Genomic DNA, 14,568 nt, shown 5'->3' with positions numbered 1-14,568 from the left:
TCTGTGAACCTCGCTGCTGCCCGAACGCCGGCTTCGCCCGCGCTTCGCCGACAGGGCGAGCGCTGGCTCGCCGGCGTCTCGGCGGTGCTCGAATGGCTGGGGGCGGCCGTGCTCGGTCTGCTCTTCGCCATCGTCATGCTGGCCGTCCTGCGCCGCTATCTCTTCGGTGCCGGGCTGATCTGGTCCGACGAGCTCGCGATCTGGCTCAATGTCGCGCTGGTCGCGCTCGGCATGCCGCTGGCCGCGACCAGCGCCCTGTCGATGCGGCTCGACGTCCTCGTCCGGCTGCTGCCGGGAGCCGGGCAGCGCCTGGCGGCGATCCTTGCCGATGCGATCGCGATCCATGGCGCGCTCGTCATCGCCATCGGCGGGGCCGGCGTCGCAGCGTTGGTCGGCGGCACCTCGACCGTGCTCGGCCTGCCCGAGAGCCTGCGTTTTGCCACCTTCGCCGCAGGCGGCGGTCTGACGGTGCTGCTCCTGCTCTGGCGGGCCGCACTCGACCGCTCGGCTGCCGCCGCCCTGGCCTCGCTGCTTCTCGGCATCGGCCTCTACCTCGCCGCCCAGAGCACGACCGGCCTGTCGCTGACCACGCCGAGCCTGGTTGCGGCGCTCGCCGCCGGGATCGGCCTGCTGATCGGCGCGCCTCTGCCTTTCGCACTGCTCGCCGGGGTCTCGCTCTCCGGCCCGTTCGGCGGCATGCTGCCCGAGCCGGCGATCGTCCAGAACACCGTCTCCGGCGTCTCGAAATTCCTGCTGCTGGCGATCCCCTTCTTCCTGCTCGCCGGCGAACTCCTGACCGCCGGCGGCCTCGCCGAGCGGCTGGTACGCTTTGCCGCATCGCTCGTCGGCCATTGGCGCGCCGGTCTGGCGCAGACGGCGCTGGTCGCCAGCACGCTGTTCTCCGGCGCTTCCGGTTCCTCGGTGGCGAACGCCGCCTTCGGCGCGAAGGTGATGGCTCCCGCTTTGGTGGCGCGCGGCTACCCGCCGGCCAATGCGGCGGCGATCGTCGCCGGCGTCTCGATGCTCGACAACATCATCCCGCCCTCGATCGCCTTCCTGATCCTGGCGACGGCGACCAATCTCTCGGTCGGCTCGCTCTTGGTCGGCGGCTTCGTCGCCGGCGCGGTGCTGGTGCCGGCGCTGGCCATCGGCATCCATCTCAGTGTCCGCGGCGTCGTCGACGAGGCCCCGAAGGCCACGGCGACCGAGCGGGGGCGCAGCTTCGTCGGCGCCTTGCCGGCGATCGGGCTCGGCGTCGTCGTCGTGGTCGGCATCCGCTTCGGGGTGGTCACGGTGACGGAGGCCTCGGCTCTGGCGGTTGCCTATGCGCTCGTCGTCTGCCTCGCCTTGCGCAGCCTCGATCTTTCCGGTGTCGGCCGGGCCCTGCGCAGCTCGGCCGGCGAGGCGGCGGCTGTCGGTCTGCTGATCGGGGCCTCGGCCCCCTTCGCCTTCCTGCTCGCCGTCGACCGGGTTTCCGAGCACATGGCCGCTCTCGTCACCGCCTTCGGTGGCGGGCCCTATGCGGTGATGCTGCTGGCCAACCTCGTCCTGCTCGTCGCCGGGCTCTTCCTCGATATCGGTGCCGCAATCCTGCTGCTCGCGCCGCTCATGCTGCCCGTGGCGATCGCGGCCGGCCTTGATCCGATCCAGTTCGGCGTCGTCCTCGTCGTCAACCTGATGATCCACGGGCTGACGCCGCCGCTCGGCATCCTCGTCTATGTCGTCAGCGGCATCACCCGTGTGCCCGCCGCTTCGGTGTTCAGGGCGGTGTTGCCGCTGCTCGCCAGCCTGCTCGCGGCGCTCGCGGTTCTCTGCCTCGGCGCTGCGGCCTGGCCCTCACTTTCGCCTTCGATCAAGGAGCTGTTCTGATGTCCTTCACCCGCCGCCAGTTTGCCGCCGGGCTCGTCGCAGCGCCCGCGCTTCTCTCCGCAGGTGCAGGCCTCGCTGCCGGCCGTCCGGTCACGGTCGCTTCGCTGCTCGGCGAGGACAAGCCGGAAACCCGGATCTGGCGCAGGATCTCCGAGATTCTCGCGAAGACCGCACCCGGCCGTTTCGACCTGCGCATCGTCGCCAATGCCGCGCTGGGGGGCGAGAAGGAGGTCGCCGAAGGTATCAAGCTCGGCTCGGTCCAGGCTTCGCTCTCGACCATCTCGGCCCTGTCCGGCTGGGTGCCGGAGGGCCAGATCCTCGACCTGCCCTTCCTGTTCCGCGACCGCGGCCATCTGAAGCGCGTGCTCGCCGGACCGCTCGGGAACGAGCTCAAGGCGAAATACGAAGCGCAGGGCTTCGTCGTGCTCGGGTTCATCAACTATGGCGCCCGCCATCTTCTCGCCAAGGAGCCGATCACCACGCCGGCCGGCATCAAGGGCAAGCGCATCCGGGTGATCCAGAGCCCGCTGCACACCGAGCTCTGGGCGGGCTTTGGCGCCCATCCGACGCCGATCCCGATCCCGGAGACCTACAACGCCCTGAAGACCGGTGTCGTCGACGCGATGGACCTGACCAAATCCGCCTATGTCGGCTTCAAGCTGCATGAGGTCGTGCCCTGGCTGATCGAGACCGGCCATATCTGGGCGACCGGCGTGGTCTACGTCTCGGCGCCCTTCTGGAAATCGCTCTCGGCCGAGGACAAGGCCGCGCTGGCGGCTGCGGCGATGGAAGGAACTGCCTATTTCGACGAGCTCATCATCGCCGATGAGGAGGCTTCGATGGCCAAGGCCAAGGCCGAGGGTGGAAAGGTCGCACAGCCCGAGGACCGGGCCGGCTGGGAAGCCGGCGCCCGCAAGGTCTGGGCCTCCTTCGCGCCCAAGCTCGGCGGCATCGAGAAGATCGAGGCGATCGCCGGCAGCGCCTGAGGGCTTCGGTTGCTCCCCGGGCTATGAAACGCGCCGGGACAATCTGGATCGCGGCCACGTCTTCGATTATCCCATGACGTAGGGGGATGGCGCATCGGCCGGTACGCCGATCCTGTTCGTCGAAGCAGCGGCAAGCTGCGCGGATGCGCGAAAAGTGGGGAACGCCGCATGCAGAGCGGCCCGTCAGTTCCGGCCGCAGCGCCGGTGCCGGCCTCGGCGATGGCCTCGCCGCTGGACGGCGTGACGCTGTTGCTCAAGCGTATCGAGGCGGAGGCCCTGGCGGCGCTCGACGCTGCGCCCCTGCTGCCGGACGCGCTCTGGCGCATCCTGCCGGGTTCGCCCTCCGCCTGGGTGGTTTTGGCCGAGGCACTGCTCGTCGCCGGCGCCGTGCTCGCAGTCTATCTGCTGACCGGGCATCTGCTGAGGCATCGCCGCCAGCGAGCCGGCGCGGCGCGCTCGGCCTTCGCCGGGATCATGCGGGTCACGGGGCTCGATGCGCTGGTGGTGCTCGCGGCGACCGTGACGGGCAGGGTGCTGCTGGTCCGCGTCCTCGGCATCGCGCCCGGCACGAGCACCTTTCCGAGCGATCTGACGACGGGGCTGATCCGCTGGCTTTTGCTGCTGACGCTGCTGCACATCCTGTTCCAGCCGACGATGCGGCGTCTGCGACTGGTAGCGGTCGACGATCACGGCGCCCGCAAGGCGGTCTGGCAGTTCGGCATCATCTTCGCCGTGGGCCACCTGCACAACGCGCTGCTCGGCGCGGCGCAGCGTATGGGGCTGCCTCTGCCTTCGCTGCGGCTGATCTCCTGGGTCGTGGCGCTCTGCATGGCGCTGGCGGCGCTGCGGCTGCTGCGGGATCTCGGCCGCCATGGCCTGCCTATGGTCTCGCGCCTGCTCGCCTCTGGGATGGTGCTGCTGCTGTTCAGCTTCTGGGTCTGGGGGTGGATCGGGCTCGATTTCGACCTTTATCGCGGTGCTGTCGGCATGATCGTGATCCTGCTGCTGGCGGTCGCGCTCGATCGGGCGTTGGCGGTGAGCATCCGCGATTCCCGCAAGCCCGAGATCATGCGCCGCTTCTTCGTCGTCCGCGTCGTGGTCGACGCGCTGGCGGCGGCGCTGCTGGTCCGCATCGTCATCCAGTTCTGGTGGCGGGACGTGTTCGGCGGCTTCACGCCCGAGGCTTGGCTCAGCTTCACCCACCGGCTGACCTTCGCCTCCTTCGTTCTCGTGCTCGCCGTCACCCTCTCGGCGGCGATCCACGTCTGGACGGAGGCGAAGCTCACACCCGGTGAGGCGGAGCTCGGAACGGCATCGGGGGATGATCGGATGGCGCGGCTCACCACCGTGCTGCCGATCCTGCGTTTCGTCGCGATCGGGCTGATCGGGGTCGTGTTCCTGCTGATCGCGCTCTCGACGATGGGCATCGACACCACGCCTTTGCTCGCCGGTGCCAGCATTGCCGGCCTGGCGATCAGCTTCGGCTCGCAGACCCTGGTCAAGGATATCGTCTCGGGCGTCTTCTACATGCTCGACGACGTCTTCCGGCTCGGCGAGACCATCGAGGCCGCCGGCCGTTGCGGCCGGCTGGAGCAGATCAATCTGCGCAGCGTTCGCCTGCGTGACGAGTCGGGACGCGTCCACACCATCCCGCTCGGTGAACTCGGCACCGTCACCAACCACAGCCGCCGGCTGGTGCATGTGATCGTCGATGTGCCCTTCGCGGCGCCGCCGGGCCAGGCGGGGATGACCCGCTTCAGGCGCAACGCGGTCGCCGCCCTGCGCAGCGAGCCGACGATCCATGCCGCGATCGTCGGCGATATCGCGATGCTGCGGACGGAACCGCAGGACGGCACCGGCGGCAGCATCGGCTTCGGCTTCGACATGGTGGCGCCGGCGATCGAGCGCGTGCCACCGTTGGTGCGGCATTTGATCGAGGAGGTGGTCGAGGACTCGCGGATGACCGGCGCTCCGGGCCCGGTCTCGGTCGCCATCGCGGAGCTGCCGGCCTCGCCACCTGCTGCGGAAGCCTCGGCGACTGGGGTTCCGGATAGCGCCTCGGCGGCAGATCCCGTGCCCGGGAAACCCTCCGGGGCGACGCCATGATCGAAACGCCGCCCCGCTTTCCCTTCGATCCCCGTTACCCCGGGCCGCGGGGGGCGGCTCACGATGAAAGGACGATGCGATGACCAGGTATCTTGTCGGCGCTTGCGCCAGTCTCTTGCTGGCCGGCTCGCCAGTGTTCGCCCAGGCCGAGCCGACGGCCCAGGAGCGTGCGGCCTGCCGCTCCGATGCGGTCAAGCTTTGTGCCTCCTTCGTCGGCAAGTCGGAGCAGATGAACGCCTGCCTGCGTGACAACAAGGCCAAGCTCTCCGAGAGCTGCCGCAAGGTGGTCGAGGCGCGCGGGGGCTGAGCCGCCCGGCCCGCGGGCGCCTGTCTGCCTTCGCGGCTTCAGGCGCCGAGCTCGATCTCGGCCCGCAGGCCCGAGCGGTCGAGCCGGTTGCTCAGCCGTAGTAAGGCGCCCATGCGCCGTGCTGCGGCGTCGGCGATGGCGAGACCGAGGCCCGTGCCGAGCGCGCTCTTGTGCTGGCCGCGAAAGAAGCGCTGCGTGACGAGCGCCATCTCATCCTCCGGGATGCCCGGGCCCTCGTCTTCGATGGCGATGCCAAGGCCGCTCGCGGTTGCCCGCCAGATGATCTTGCCGCCAACAGGCGAATGCTGGACGGCATTTTCGTGCAGGTTCCGTAGCGCCAGGGTCAGGAACTCGCGGCTGGCCCGTATCGTCAGATCCCGGAGCGCCGGATCAATCGCGACCGAGACCTGTGGTCCGGCGCCGTGCGCATTGTCGGTGATCTCGTCGAAGACTAGGCCGACGGGCACCGTCTCTGGGGTGGGCGGCGGGCCGCCCGCATCGAGCTTCGTCAGGGCCAGAAGTTGCCGAACCAGCCTTGTGGTCCGGTCGACCGAAAGCACGATCCGCTGCAGTGCTCCCTGCCGCACCGCCGGATCTTCTGTCGCCATCGCGATCTGCGCCTGTGTCTTCAGCCCCGCCAGCGGCGTGCGCAACTCGTGCGCGGCGAAGGCGGTGACCTCGCGCTCATGCCGGCGCGCCGTCTCGACCTTCGCGAACAGGCCGTTCAGGGCCTCGGTGAGCGGCTTCACCTCGGCCGGGGCATGGGCGCTGTCGATCGGCCTGACATCGTCGGCCTCACGGGAGCGCACCTCATTGGCCATGGCCCGCAGCGGCCGCAGTCCCTGTCCGAGGCTGATCCAGATCAGCAGGCCGAGCAGCGGTGCGATCAACAGGGCCGGGGCGAGCAACCCCTTGATCAACTCGGAGACGAGGCGGTCGCGCAGGCCGAGCCGATCGCCGACCATGATGTGGATTCCGGCCGTCTCGTTGGCGACGGTGTAGACGCGCCAGGGCTCGCCATCGACGATGCGGTCGGAAAAGCCCGAGGGAGCCTCCGTCAGGCGGCCGGGGGGTGTGCCGTCCGAGCGCGCGACGAGACGGCCGTCGAAGGACCAGATCTGGCAGGAAAGCTGGCGCTCATAGCCGAGGGGCTCGAATTGCTGATTGGGCAGCGCCGCCATCGCGACCGTCATGTTGGCGCTTCCGACCAGCGAGTTCACCATACGCGCCGCCTCCTGGAGACGGGTGTCGAGGACACGTTCGAGCTCCCTATGGGTGCCGGAATAGATCCAGACCACGGCGGAGAGCCAGATCACGCCGGTCGCCGTCAGCAGGATCGCGAAGAGCCGTCCGCGCAGCGAGCTCATCAGATCGCCCTGATCCGGTAGCCGAGGCCGCGCACCGTCTCGATCGCATCGCGGCCGATTTTGGCGCGCAGATGGTGGATGTGGACCTCCACCGCATTGCTCTCGATCTCCTCCTGCCAGCCATAGAGCCGGTCCTCGATCTCCGATTTCGAGAGCACGATCCCGGGCCGTTCCATGAGGGCCGAGAGCACCGCGAACTCGCGCCGCGACAGGGCGAGCGGCGTGTCGTTCAACGTCGCGGAAAGGCTCGCCGGATCGAGCACGACACCGCCGGCGCTCAGGCGGGGCGCAGCCCGGCCGCTGCCGCGCCTCGCGATCGCCCGCACGCGGGCCCCCAGCTCGTCGAGGTCGAAGGGCTTGCCGAGATAGTCGTCGGCGCCACTGTCGAGGCCGCGGATGCGGTCGGGCGTATCGTCCATCGCGGTCAGCAGGAGGACCGGTGTCCGGTTGCCGCTGCGCCGCATCTCGCCGAGCACGTCGAGCCCGGAGCCGTCCGGAAGCATCAGGTCGAGCACCATGGCGTCGAAGGCCGAGGTCGCGAGCGCCGCGCGGGCATCGGCGCAATTCTCCACCCGGTCCACCGTCATGCCGGCAAGGCCGAGGCCGACGGCGAGGCCGTCGGCGAGGATCGGGTCGTCCTCGACCACGAGAATGCGCATCCGCTCGCTCCTTCGCCCGCGACCAGCCAGCCCAGCCTTAAGGCTGGCTTAAGCTGGAATTTCGACAGGGCAGCTCCAACCGATCGAAAGGTCGCCCATGCCCTGCCGCCATCCGCCGCCTGTGCCGGCCGAGCCGCTCCTGCTGCCCGGTCCCCGTCATTCCCCCGCCGTCCTGCTGGAGATTCCCATGAACCGTCGTGCCGCGCTCATCCGACTGGCTGCATCCGGCGTTGCCATCGCCGGCGTTCCGGCGCTGCTTGGCGCCCGGCCCGCTTTCGCCGTCGAGACCGGCGCCGACGCGGTGCTCAACGATCCCGAGGCACCCAATGCCGGCAACCCGAAGGGCGACGTCACCATCGCCGCCTTCCTCGACTACAATTGCCCCTACTGCAAGAAGGCGGCGCCCGATCTCGCCCGCATCGTCAAGACCGATGGCAAGATCCGCTTGGTCTACAAGGATTGGCCGATCCTCGGCGACGCCTCGGTCTATGGCGCGCAGCTCGCCCTCGCGGCGCATTATCAGGGCAAGTACGAAGCGGCTCACCATGCCCTGATGACCCTGCCGAGCATGCGCATCCCCAAAGACAAGATCCTCGGGGCGATCCAGGCCGCCGGTGTCGAGATGCCCCGCCTCCAGGCCGATCTCAAGGCCAAGTCGGAGGCGATCACCGCGCTGCTGCGGCGCAATCTCGCCCAGGCCGACGCCATCGGCCTCGAAGGCACGCCAGCCTATCTCGTCGGCCCGTTCCGGACCGCGGCGCTCGACTATGCCGGCTTCAAACAGGTGGTCGCCGATGCGCGCGCCAGGCAGGCCGGAAAATAGCCCAGGCGCCGCTTCCGTTCCCCGCTCTACCCCTCTCAGCCGAAAGCCTCGCATGATCTGCGCCTTCCTGCCGGCGAAACGTCTCGCCGTCATCGCCTTCGCCCTGACCATGGCTGCCTGCACCACCGTGCGGCCCCCGCTGCCGCAGGTTGCTGCCGCGCCTGCCATCGATCCGCTGGTGGCGCAGCGCTACAGCGCGCTCGAGACCGAGAAATTCCATGTCCCGGCGGTCAACCTCGCCGATCTTCAGCCGCGTTACGTCCGCAAGCTCGTCGACTACCCGACCAAGCACGAGCCGGGGACGCTCGTCGTCGATCCGAAGAACCGCTTCCTCTATCTGGTGCAGGAGGGCGGCAAGGCGCTGCGCTACGGCGTTGGAGTCGGCAAGGCCGGGCTCGAATTCAGCGGCACGGCGGTGGTCGAGCGCAAGGCGCAATGGCCGCGCTGGACGCCGACACGGGACATGATCCGGCGTGAGCCGGAACGCTATGCCAAATGGGCCGGCGGCATGGCCGGCGGCGAGAACAACCCGCTCGGCGCCCGCGCGCTCTATCTGTTCAAGAACGGCCAGGACACGCTCTACCGCATCCATGGCACCAACGAGCCCGAGACGATCGGCGAAGCGGTCTCCTCCGGCTGCATCCGGATGATGAACCAGGATGTTATCGACCTCTACAACCGCATCCCGAGCGGCTCGAAGGTGGTGGTTCTCTAGATCGCCGTGCGTCCGTCCGGACGCGATCAAGGTGATCTATCTTTTTGTTATCGCATCCGGTGCGGGATCGGCCTGAGCGCCGATCCCGACCCTTCCTGCTCAGTCCCGGAAGACCACGGTCTTGCTGCCATTGCCGAGCACGCGTCCGTCGAGATGCCAGGCGACGGCGCGGGCGAGGACGCGCCGCTCGATGTCGCGGCCCTTGCGGACGAGATCCTCGGGCGTGTCGTGATGGCTGATGCGCTCGATGTCCTGCTCGATGATCGGCCCTTCGTCGAGATCGGCCGTCACGTAGTGCGCAGTGGCGCCGATCAGCTTCACGCCGCGCGAATGCGCCTGATGATAGGGCTTGGCGCCCTTGAACCCCGGCAGGAAGGAGTGGTGGATGTTGATGCAGCGCCCGCTGAGCTTGCCGGCGAGGTCGTCGGACAGCACCTGCATGTAGCGGGCGAGGATGACGAGATCGGCGCGCGTTTCCTGCACCAATGCCCAGATCTGAGCCTCCTGCTGCGGCTTGGTGTCCTTGCTGATCGGCAGATGATGGAAGGGGATGCCGTCGAAATCGAGGTGCTGATAGATCTCGCGCGGATAGTTCGAGACGATGCCGGCGATCTCCATGTCGAGCTCGCCGGTGCGCCAGCGATAGAGCAGATCGGCCAGGCAATGGTCGAATTTCGAGACCAGCAGCAGCACCGGCTGGCGCTCCCGGCGCGGCCTTGCATGCCATGTCATCGCATGGTGTTCAGCGATCGCGCCGAAGCCCTCGCGGAACTGCGCGAGCGAGCCGGTCTCCGGAAAATTGAAGACGACGCGCATGAAGAAGTCGCCGGTCTCGACATCGTCGAACTGGTTGGCTTCCTGGATGTTGCCGCCGTTCTCGAAAAGATGCCGTGAAACCGCGGCGACGATGCCCGGGCGGTTCGGGCAGGAGAGGGTCAGGAGGTATTGTTCGGTCGGCATGAAAGGGGCTCTCAAGGTCATCGCCCCCCGCAGATCGAAGGACGGCTGTCGAAGCGCCGGCGGGCAGTTCGGTCGGTATCGGAATGCCGGCTGGACGCACGCGTTTCGTGGCGCCCGGGCGGCCTCGTCCACCTATCGGCTCGGCCTGGCGCTCCGCAAGGTCCGTGTGCGACCCGAGGGTGAGGCTCGCTGACGCGGTCTAGCCGGCGAGGAGGTCGTTGTATTCCGGATGCCGGCTGACCCAGCCCGCCATGAAGGAGCAGCGCGGCACGACCTTGCGCCCGCCGGCGCGGATCTGCTCGAACACGCCCTTCGCCAGCCGCGAGCCGACGCCCTGGCCCGAAAGCGCCTGCGGAACCTCGGTATGGGTGAGGACGATATGATCGCCTTCGATGCGATAATAGGCGAGGGCGAGCTCATCGCCGATCGCCAGCTCGAAGCGGTTCTGATCCGGTCTGTCGACGACGGCATTGTCCATCGGCGGCCCTTCCTGTGGGTCTGCGTCAGCGAGCCGCCGCGCGCGGATCGTTTCGGCAGGTGACCAGCAGCACGCCCGGTGCGTCAAGTCTCAAAAGAACGGCGTGCTCAATGCGGGCGGGGGAGCCCCAGCGCCGGTTCTGCGTCTGGCACGAGCGGAAGGCGGATGACGAAGGCTGTGCCTCGCCCCTCGGCCGAGTGCAGCGTGATCGAGCCGCCATTGGATTGCGCGACGCGCTGGACGATCGCCATGCCGAGCCCGGCACCCGCATTGCCGCTGCGCTTGCGCCGCCAGAAGCGCTTGAAGATATGCTCATGCAGCGCCTCCGGAATGCCCGGCCCGTCGTCCCGGACGGTCAGGCTGCCATCCTTCTCCAGGACGACGTCGATCGTGGTGCCCGCCGGCGTGTGGCGGATGGCGTTCTCGACGAGGTTGCGCAGCATGTGCCAGACATCCTGCTCCTGCGCCTGGACACGCAGGCTGGTCAGGCCTTCCGGCTCGACGAGCCCGAGCGATTGCCCCTTCTTGATGGCCTCGATCGCGAGATCCCCGACCACGGAGCGGCTGATCTCGAGCAGGTCCGTCTCGCCGCCGTCCCGGCCCGCCTGCTCCAGGGTCGCCATGTCGAGCAACTGGTTGACGATCCGCGCCATCAGCCTCGCATCCGCGAGCAAAGCGGAGCGGGCTTCCGATTCCGGCAGGGTCTGCAGGCGCGCATCGAGGACCGCGAGCGGCGTACGCAGCTCATGGGCGGCGTCGGCGGTGAACTCCTTCTGGACCAGGTAGCTCTGCTCGACCCGCTCGAGCGCGAGGTTGAAAGCCTCGGCGAGCGGCAGGATCTCGGCGGGCAGGCTTTGCGTGGGCAGGCGCAGATCGCTGCGGCCCGGATCCAGCGCCGCGACCTGCCGGGAGAGGTCGAGCACCGGGCGGAAGAAGCGCTTCACGATCAGCGCGTTGAGGAGGAGCAGCAGCAATAGCAACGGCGCCGCGACGGCGAGGGCGCTCCACAGGAAATTGTGCAGCAGATCGTCGTGGATCACATCCTCTTCGCTGAGGTTCCAGCCCAGCATTACCCAATAGGGCCGGTTCTCGACCGTGACGGGGAAGCTCACCGCCCGATATTGGCGGCCCTCCGCCGCCAGCGAGGAGAACTGGGTTTTCTCGCTTCGGCCGAGTGGACCCAGCAGGCCTTCGGCGAACGGCGACGAGGCGAGCGATACCGTCCCGGCCGCGTCGACCACCGCATAGCCGAACTCCCCGCTTTCGCCTTCCCGCGAATAGCGCCCCGGCGCCAGCGCCAGCCGGCCATCGGGCGTGACGGCCAGCGCCTCCGCGACCAGCCGGGCCCGGTCAGTCAGGACCTTCTGCTCGAAGAAGGCGGCGCGCCGCTTCAGCATCGCATCTATGGCGAGGGGGACGGCCAGCGCCGCCAGACACAGAACCAGCGCCTGCAGCAGGAATATCTTCGACAGCAGGCTGCGTCCCGGCCGGATCATGGGGCCGCCGTCAACACATAACCGACCCCGCGCACCGTATTGATGGTCACCGCGGCCTTGCCGTCCTGCAGCCGCTTGCGCAGCCTGTGGATATAGACCTCGACGGCATTGGAGCCGAACTCGTCGTCGAGCCCGAAAAGCTGGTCCTCGACCGCGTTCTTCGGCACGATCCTGTCGGCCCGGCGCATCAGCAGCTCGAGCAGCTGGGTCTCGCGCGCGGAGAGGGGCAGAGGCCGTTCCCCGACGCTGGCCTGACGGCCCTGCGTATCGAAGACGAGATTGCTCACGGTCAGCTGCGCGCCGAGCAGGGCTCCCGGCCGGCGCAGCAGCGCCGCAAGGCGCGCCTTCAGCTCCTCGAAGGCGAAGGGCTTGGCAAGATAGTCGTCGGCACCCTGCTCCAGGCCCTTCACCCGCTCGTCCATGGCGCCGCGCGCGCTCAGAATCAGCACAGGCAAGGAGAGCTGGCGGCTGCGGACATGGCGCAGGACCTTGAGGCCATCGCCATCAGGCAGGCCGAGATCGAGGATCATCGCAGCGTAGCTGCGCGAGTCCAGCACCGCGATCGCATCGGCGACACAGTCGACCCGGTCGAGGCCATAGCCGCCGGCCTGGAGCTGGCCTTCGATCAGGCCGGCGAGTTCGTCATTGTCTTCGACGAGCAGTAATCTCAAAGCCGCAAGCCCATCCTCGGCCGCCGATGACGGCAAACCTGCCGATCCGCGACGAACCCCCGTTCGAAAAGCAGCGCCTAGATAAGCGGTTCAATCCTTGCGCAATCGCAAATGGCCCAGGCGGCTTGCTCTTGGCGCTGCGAGTGCGGCCGAGCCGTTCCTGCTGCCGCCGTCCTCTGCCGTAAGGTTGCTGCACACGTGCCACTTGATCTGCGGTCATCGCAAGACATGATCGCAGCCGGTCGGAATGCAGGGAGCGTCGAGTTCTTAACGTAACTGCAATCTGTCGCTCGCTAGTGCTTCAGCTGACATCCTCGGCTGCACCGAGTTTCGCCGCCGCTTTACCGGTGTCATGCTCGCCTGTCGTGCCCCACCTGAATACCTGCTGGCCGCGCCCCGGCTGCGACATGGCGATCTGTGATTAAGGGAAGGGCGATGACCTTGGACCATCGAAGCGACATTCTCGGCGGCTGCATCGTCGACGTGCCCGGCATCAAGCTGGGGCATCACAGCCTGACCGCCCGCCCGACCGGCTGTTCGGTCATCCTCTGCGAGGAGGGAGCGGTGGCGGGCGTCGATGTCCGCGGCGCGGCGCCGGGCACGCGCGAGACCGACCTGCTCGACCCCAGCAATTATGTCCAGAAGGTCCAGGCGGTGCTGCTTTCCGGCGGCAGCGCCTATGGCCTCGCGGCGGCGACCGGCGTGGCCCGCTATCTGGAGGAGCGCGGGCATGGCTTCCCGATCGGTGCCGGTGTGGTGCCGATCGTCCCGGCTGCGGTGCTGATGGATCTCGGCGTCGGCGATTTCTCGGTCCGGCCCGATGCCGATGCCGGCTATGCCGCCTGCCTCGCCGCGACGCGGGAGCCTTCGGCGCAGGGCAATGTCGGTGCCGGCGCCGGCGCGAGCATCGGCAAGCTCTTCGGTCCGGCGTTCGCGATGAAGGGCGGGCTCGGCACGGCGAGCTGGACCGTACCGGGCACCGGGATCGTCGTCGGCGCGATCGTCGCGGTCAACGCCGTCGGCGATGTCTATGATCCCCGAAACGGCCGGATCCTCGCCGGCGCGCGCAGTGGCGAGGGGAGCGGCTTCCGCGATACGGTCGCTGCGATGATGGGCGGCTATGGCGTGGCGGGTTTCGGCGGCGCCAACACCACAATCGGCGCGATCGCGACCAACGCGCCCTTCGGCAAGGCCGAGCTGCGCAAGATCGCGCAGATGGCGCATGACGGGTTCGCCCGCAGCATCAATCCGATCCACACCATGTTCGATGGCGACACCATCTTCGCGCTTTCGACTGGCAAGGCGGTGCATGTCAGCGCCGATGTCACTGTGATCGGGACGATCGCCGCGATGGTGATGGCGCATGCGGTGGCGCGCGCCATCATGAGCGCGGAGAGCCTGCCGGAACACGATCTCCCGGCCTGGCGCGACTACGATGGCGGAGCGGCGAAACCGTCGATCGGCTGAGCCCCGGCAGCGAGCCTTGCTCGACGGGGTCATTGCCGGCGCCGAGATGCGGCCGCTTTCCTGTGAGCATGGCTTCCCGAAAATGTCGTAGGCAGGTCTGCTGACAATCCTGCCATGCGCGCACGCGAGCAGGCACACGAGACCGCGCACGCGCGCAGAACTCCTCTGTCGGTCCTTCGTCTCGAACGGAGGCCGGAGCTGCGGCCGTGTCCCGGCCCTGGCTCTCCTTGACGGCGTCGGGGATGGCCGAGGCCAGGCGCCTCACAGGTCCGGACCACAGGCAAAGTACGGGCGAGGCGATCGTTCATTGCGGCAGAGAGCCTCCGGGCCAGCGGCATGACCGCGAGCGCATCGACCCTGACAGTTTCCGGACGACGGCAGGCAATCAGGCGGAAGCGCCGATAGCGATTGGCCAATGCTGCGAGGTGGAACGTAAGCTGATTATCGGCGGCGGCAGCACCAGACACACGCTGGCGATCGACATATTTGGGCGCAGGCGCCGATGGGACGGCCGGGGGAGGGCGGATGGCCCGAGCCCGGTGCACTGTTTCCGGGCCTTGATGGTTTGTTTTTGGGTTGTGAGTGGCTGTTGTGTTGTTTCCGGGTGTTTGTTGATTGTCTTAAGCTGTTGTTTTTGTGGTGTTTTTTGTTGTTTGGGTGTTTT

Annotated in this window: 13 protein-coding genes and 1 pseudogene; 7 read left to right on the top strand and 7 right to left on the bottom strand. The window is 68.1% G+C overall.

What is annotated here, in order from left to right; all coding sequences use genetic code 11:
• The first annotated feature begins 3 nt into the window (after positions 1–3).
• The 4 genes from ACWGRX_RS22925 (at position 4) to ACWGRX_RS22910 (ending at position 5,268) form a co-directional block, all read left to right on the top strand.
• Positions 4–1,869: a TRAP transporter large permease gene (locus ACWGRX_RS22925; RefSeq protein ID WP_452119453.1), complete on the top strand. Its 1,866-nt coding sequence runs from the start codon at positions 4–6 to the stop codon at positions 1,867–1,869.
• Positions 1,866–2,855, top strand: a complete 990-nt coding sequence (locus tag ACWGRX_RS22920; protein ID WP_452119507.1) for a TRAP transporter substrate-binding protein — start codon at positions 1,866–1,868, stop codon at positions 2,853–2,855. Before ACWGRX_RS22925 ends, ACWGRX_RS22920 begins: the two co-directional genes overlap by 4 nt.
• 168 nt (positions 2,856–3,023) lie before the next feature.
• On the top strand, positions 3,024–4,961 hold the full coding sequence (locus tag ACWGRX_RS22915; protein ID WP_452119452.1) for a mechanosensitive ion channel family protein: 1,938 nt from the start codon (positions 3,024–3,026) through the stop codon (positions 4,959–4,961).
• A 79-nt stretch (positions 4,962–5,040) separates the two neighbouring features.
• Positions 5,041–5,268, top strand: coding sequence for a hypothetical protein (locus ACWGRX_RS22910; RefSeq protein WP_291646433.1), 228 nt, complete (start codon positions 5,041–5,043; stop codon positions 5,266–5,268).
• Between the two features lie 38 nt (positions 5,269–5,306).
• On the opposite strand, the gene ACWGRX_RS22905 is transcribed toward ACWGRX_RS22910, so the two are convergent.
• Positions 5,307–6,635 carry an ATP-binding protein gene (locus tag ACWGRX_RS22905; protein ID WP_452119451.1) on the bottom strand — a complete coding sequence of 443 codons (1,329 nt, stop codon included), beginning with the start codon at positions 6,633–6,635 and terminating at the stop codon, positions 5,307–5,309.
• Positions 6,635–7,294 (bottom strand): response regulator, encoded by a 660-nt coding sequence (locus ACWGRX_RS22900; RefSeq protein ID WP_452119450.1) that lies wholly within the window; start codon positions 7,292–7,294, stop codon positions 6,635–6,637. The genes ACWGRX_RS22905 and ACWGRX_RS22900 overlap by 1 nt, the downstream gene beginning before the upstream one ends.
• Positions 7,295–7,481: 187 nt before the next feature.
• Here ACWGRX_RS22900 and ACWGRX_RS22895 point away from each other — a divergent pair, with 187 nt between their 5' ends.
• Both ACWGRX_RS22895 and ACWGRX_RS22890 read left to right on the top strand, forming a co-directional pair.
• The gene (locus tag ACWGRX_RS22895) at positions 7,482–8,117 is read left to right on the top strand and encodes a DsbA family protein (protein WP_291636175.1); all 636 of its coding nucleotides are present in this window, start codon (positions 7,482–7,484) and stop codon (positions 8,115–8,117) included.
• A 52-nt stretch (positions 8,118–8,169) separates the two neighbouring features.
• Positions 8,170–8,832 carry a L,D-transpeptidase gene (locus ACWGRX_RS22890; RefSeq protein ID WP_452119449.1) on the top strand — a complete coding sequence of 221 codons (663 nt, stop codon included), beginning with the start codon at positions 8,170–8,172 and terminating at the stop codon, positions 8,830–8,832.
• A gap of 99 nt (positions 8,833–8,931) precedes the next feature.
• Here the strand turns inward: ACWGRX_RS22890 and purU are convergent, their stop codons facing one another.
• The 4 genes from purU to ACWGRX_RS22870 form a co-directional block, all read right to left on the bottom strand.
• Positions 8,932–9,792, bottom strand: coding sequence for a formyltetrahydrofolate deformylase (gene purU, locus ACWGRX_RS22885; protein ID WP_452119448.1), 861 nt, complete (start codon positions 9,790–9,792; stop codon positions 8,932–8,934).
• 199 nt (positions 9,793–9,991) lie between these two features.
• The gene (locus tag ACWGRX_RS22880) at positions 9,992–10,270 is read right to left on the bottom strand and encodes a GNAT family N-acetyltransferase (RefSeq protein WP_291636180.1); all 279 of its coding nucleotides are present in this window, start codon (positions 10,268–10,270) and stop codon (positions 9,992–9,994) included.
• Positions 10,271–10,377: 107 nt separating this feature from the next.
• Positions 10,378–11,766: a sensor histidine kinase gene (locus ACWGRX_RS22875; protein ID WP_452119447.1), complete on the bottom strand. Its 1,389-nt coding sequence runs from the start codon at positions 11,764–11,766 to the stop codon at positions 10,378–10,380.
• Positions 11,763–12,437 carry a response regulator gene (locus tag ACWGRX_RS22870; protein WP_452119446.1) on the bottom strand — a complete coding sequence of 225 codons (675 nt, stop codon included), beginning with the start codon at positions 12,435–12,437 and terminating at the stop codon, positions 11,763–11,765. The genes ACWGRX_RS22875 and ACWGRX_RS22870 overlap by 4 nt, the downstream gene beginning before the upstream one ends.
• 456 nt (positions 12,438–12,893) lie before the next feature.
• On the opposite strand from ACWGRX_RS22870, the pseudogene ACWGRX_RS22865 reads away from it, so the two are divergent.
• A pseudogene (locus ACWGRX_RS22865) lies at positions 12,894–13,904 on the top strand (P1 family peptidase); the annotation flags it as partial.
• A 385-nt stretch (positions 13,905–14,289) separates the two neighbouring features.
• Here the strand turns inward: ACWGRX_RS22865 and ACWGRX_RS22860 are convergent.
• Positions 14,290–14,568: hypothetical protein (locus ACWGRX_RS22860; RefSeq protein ID WP_452119445.1), on the bottom strand; the 279-nt coding region annotated here is incomplete at its 5' end.

It is taken from the genome of Allobosea sp. NPDC055594 (assembly GCF_053618995.1).
Note: the sequence above shows the minus strand (reverse complement) of the source record. Positions and strands in the feature narration are given on the sequence as shown.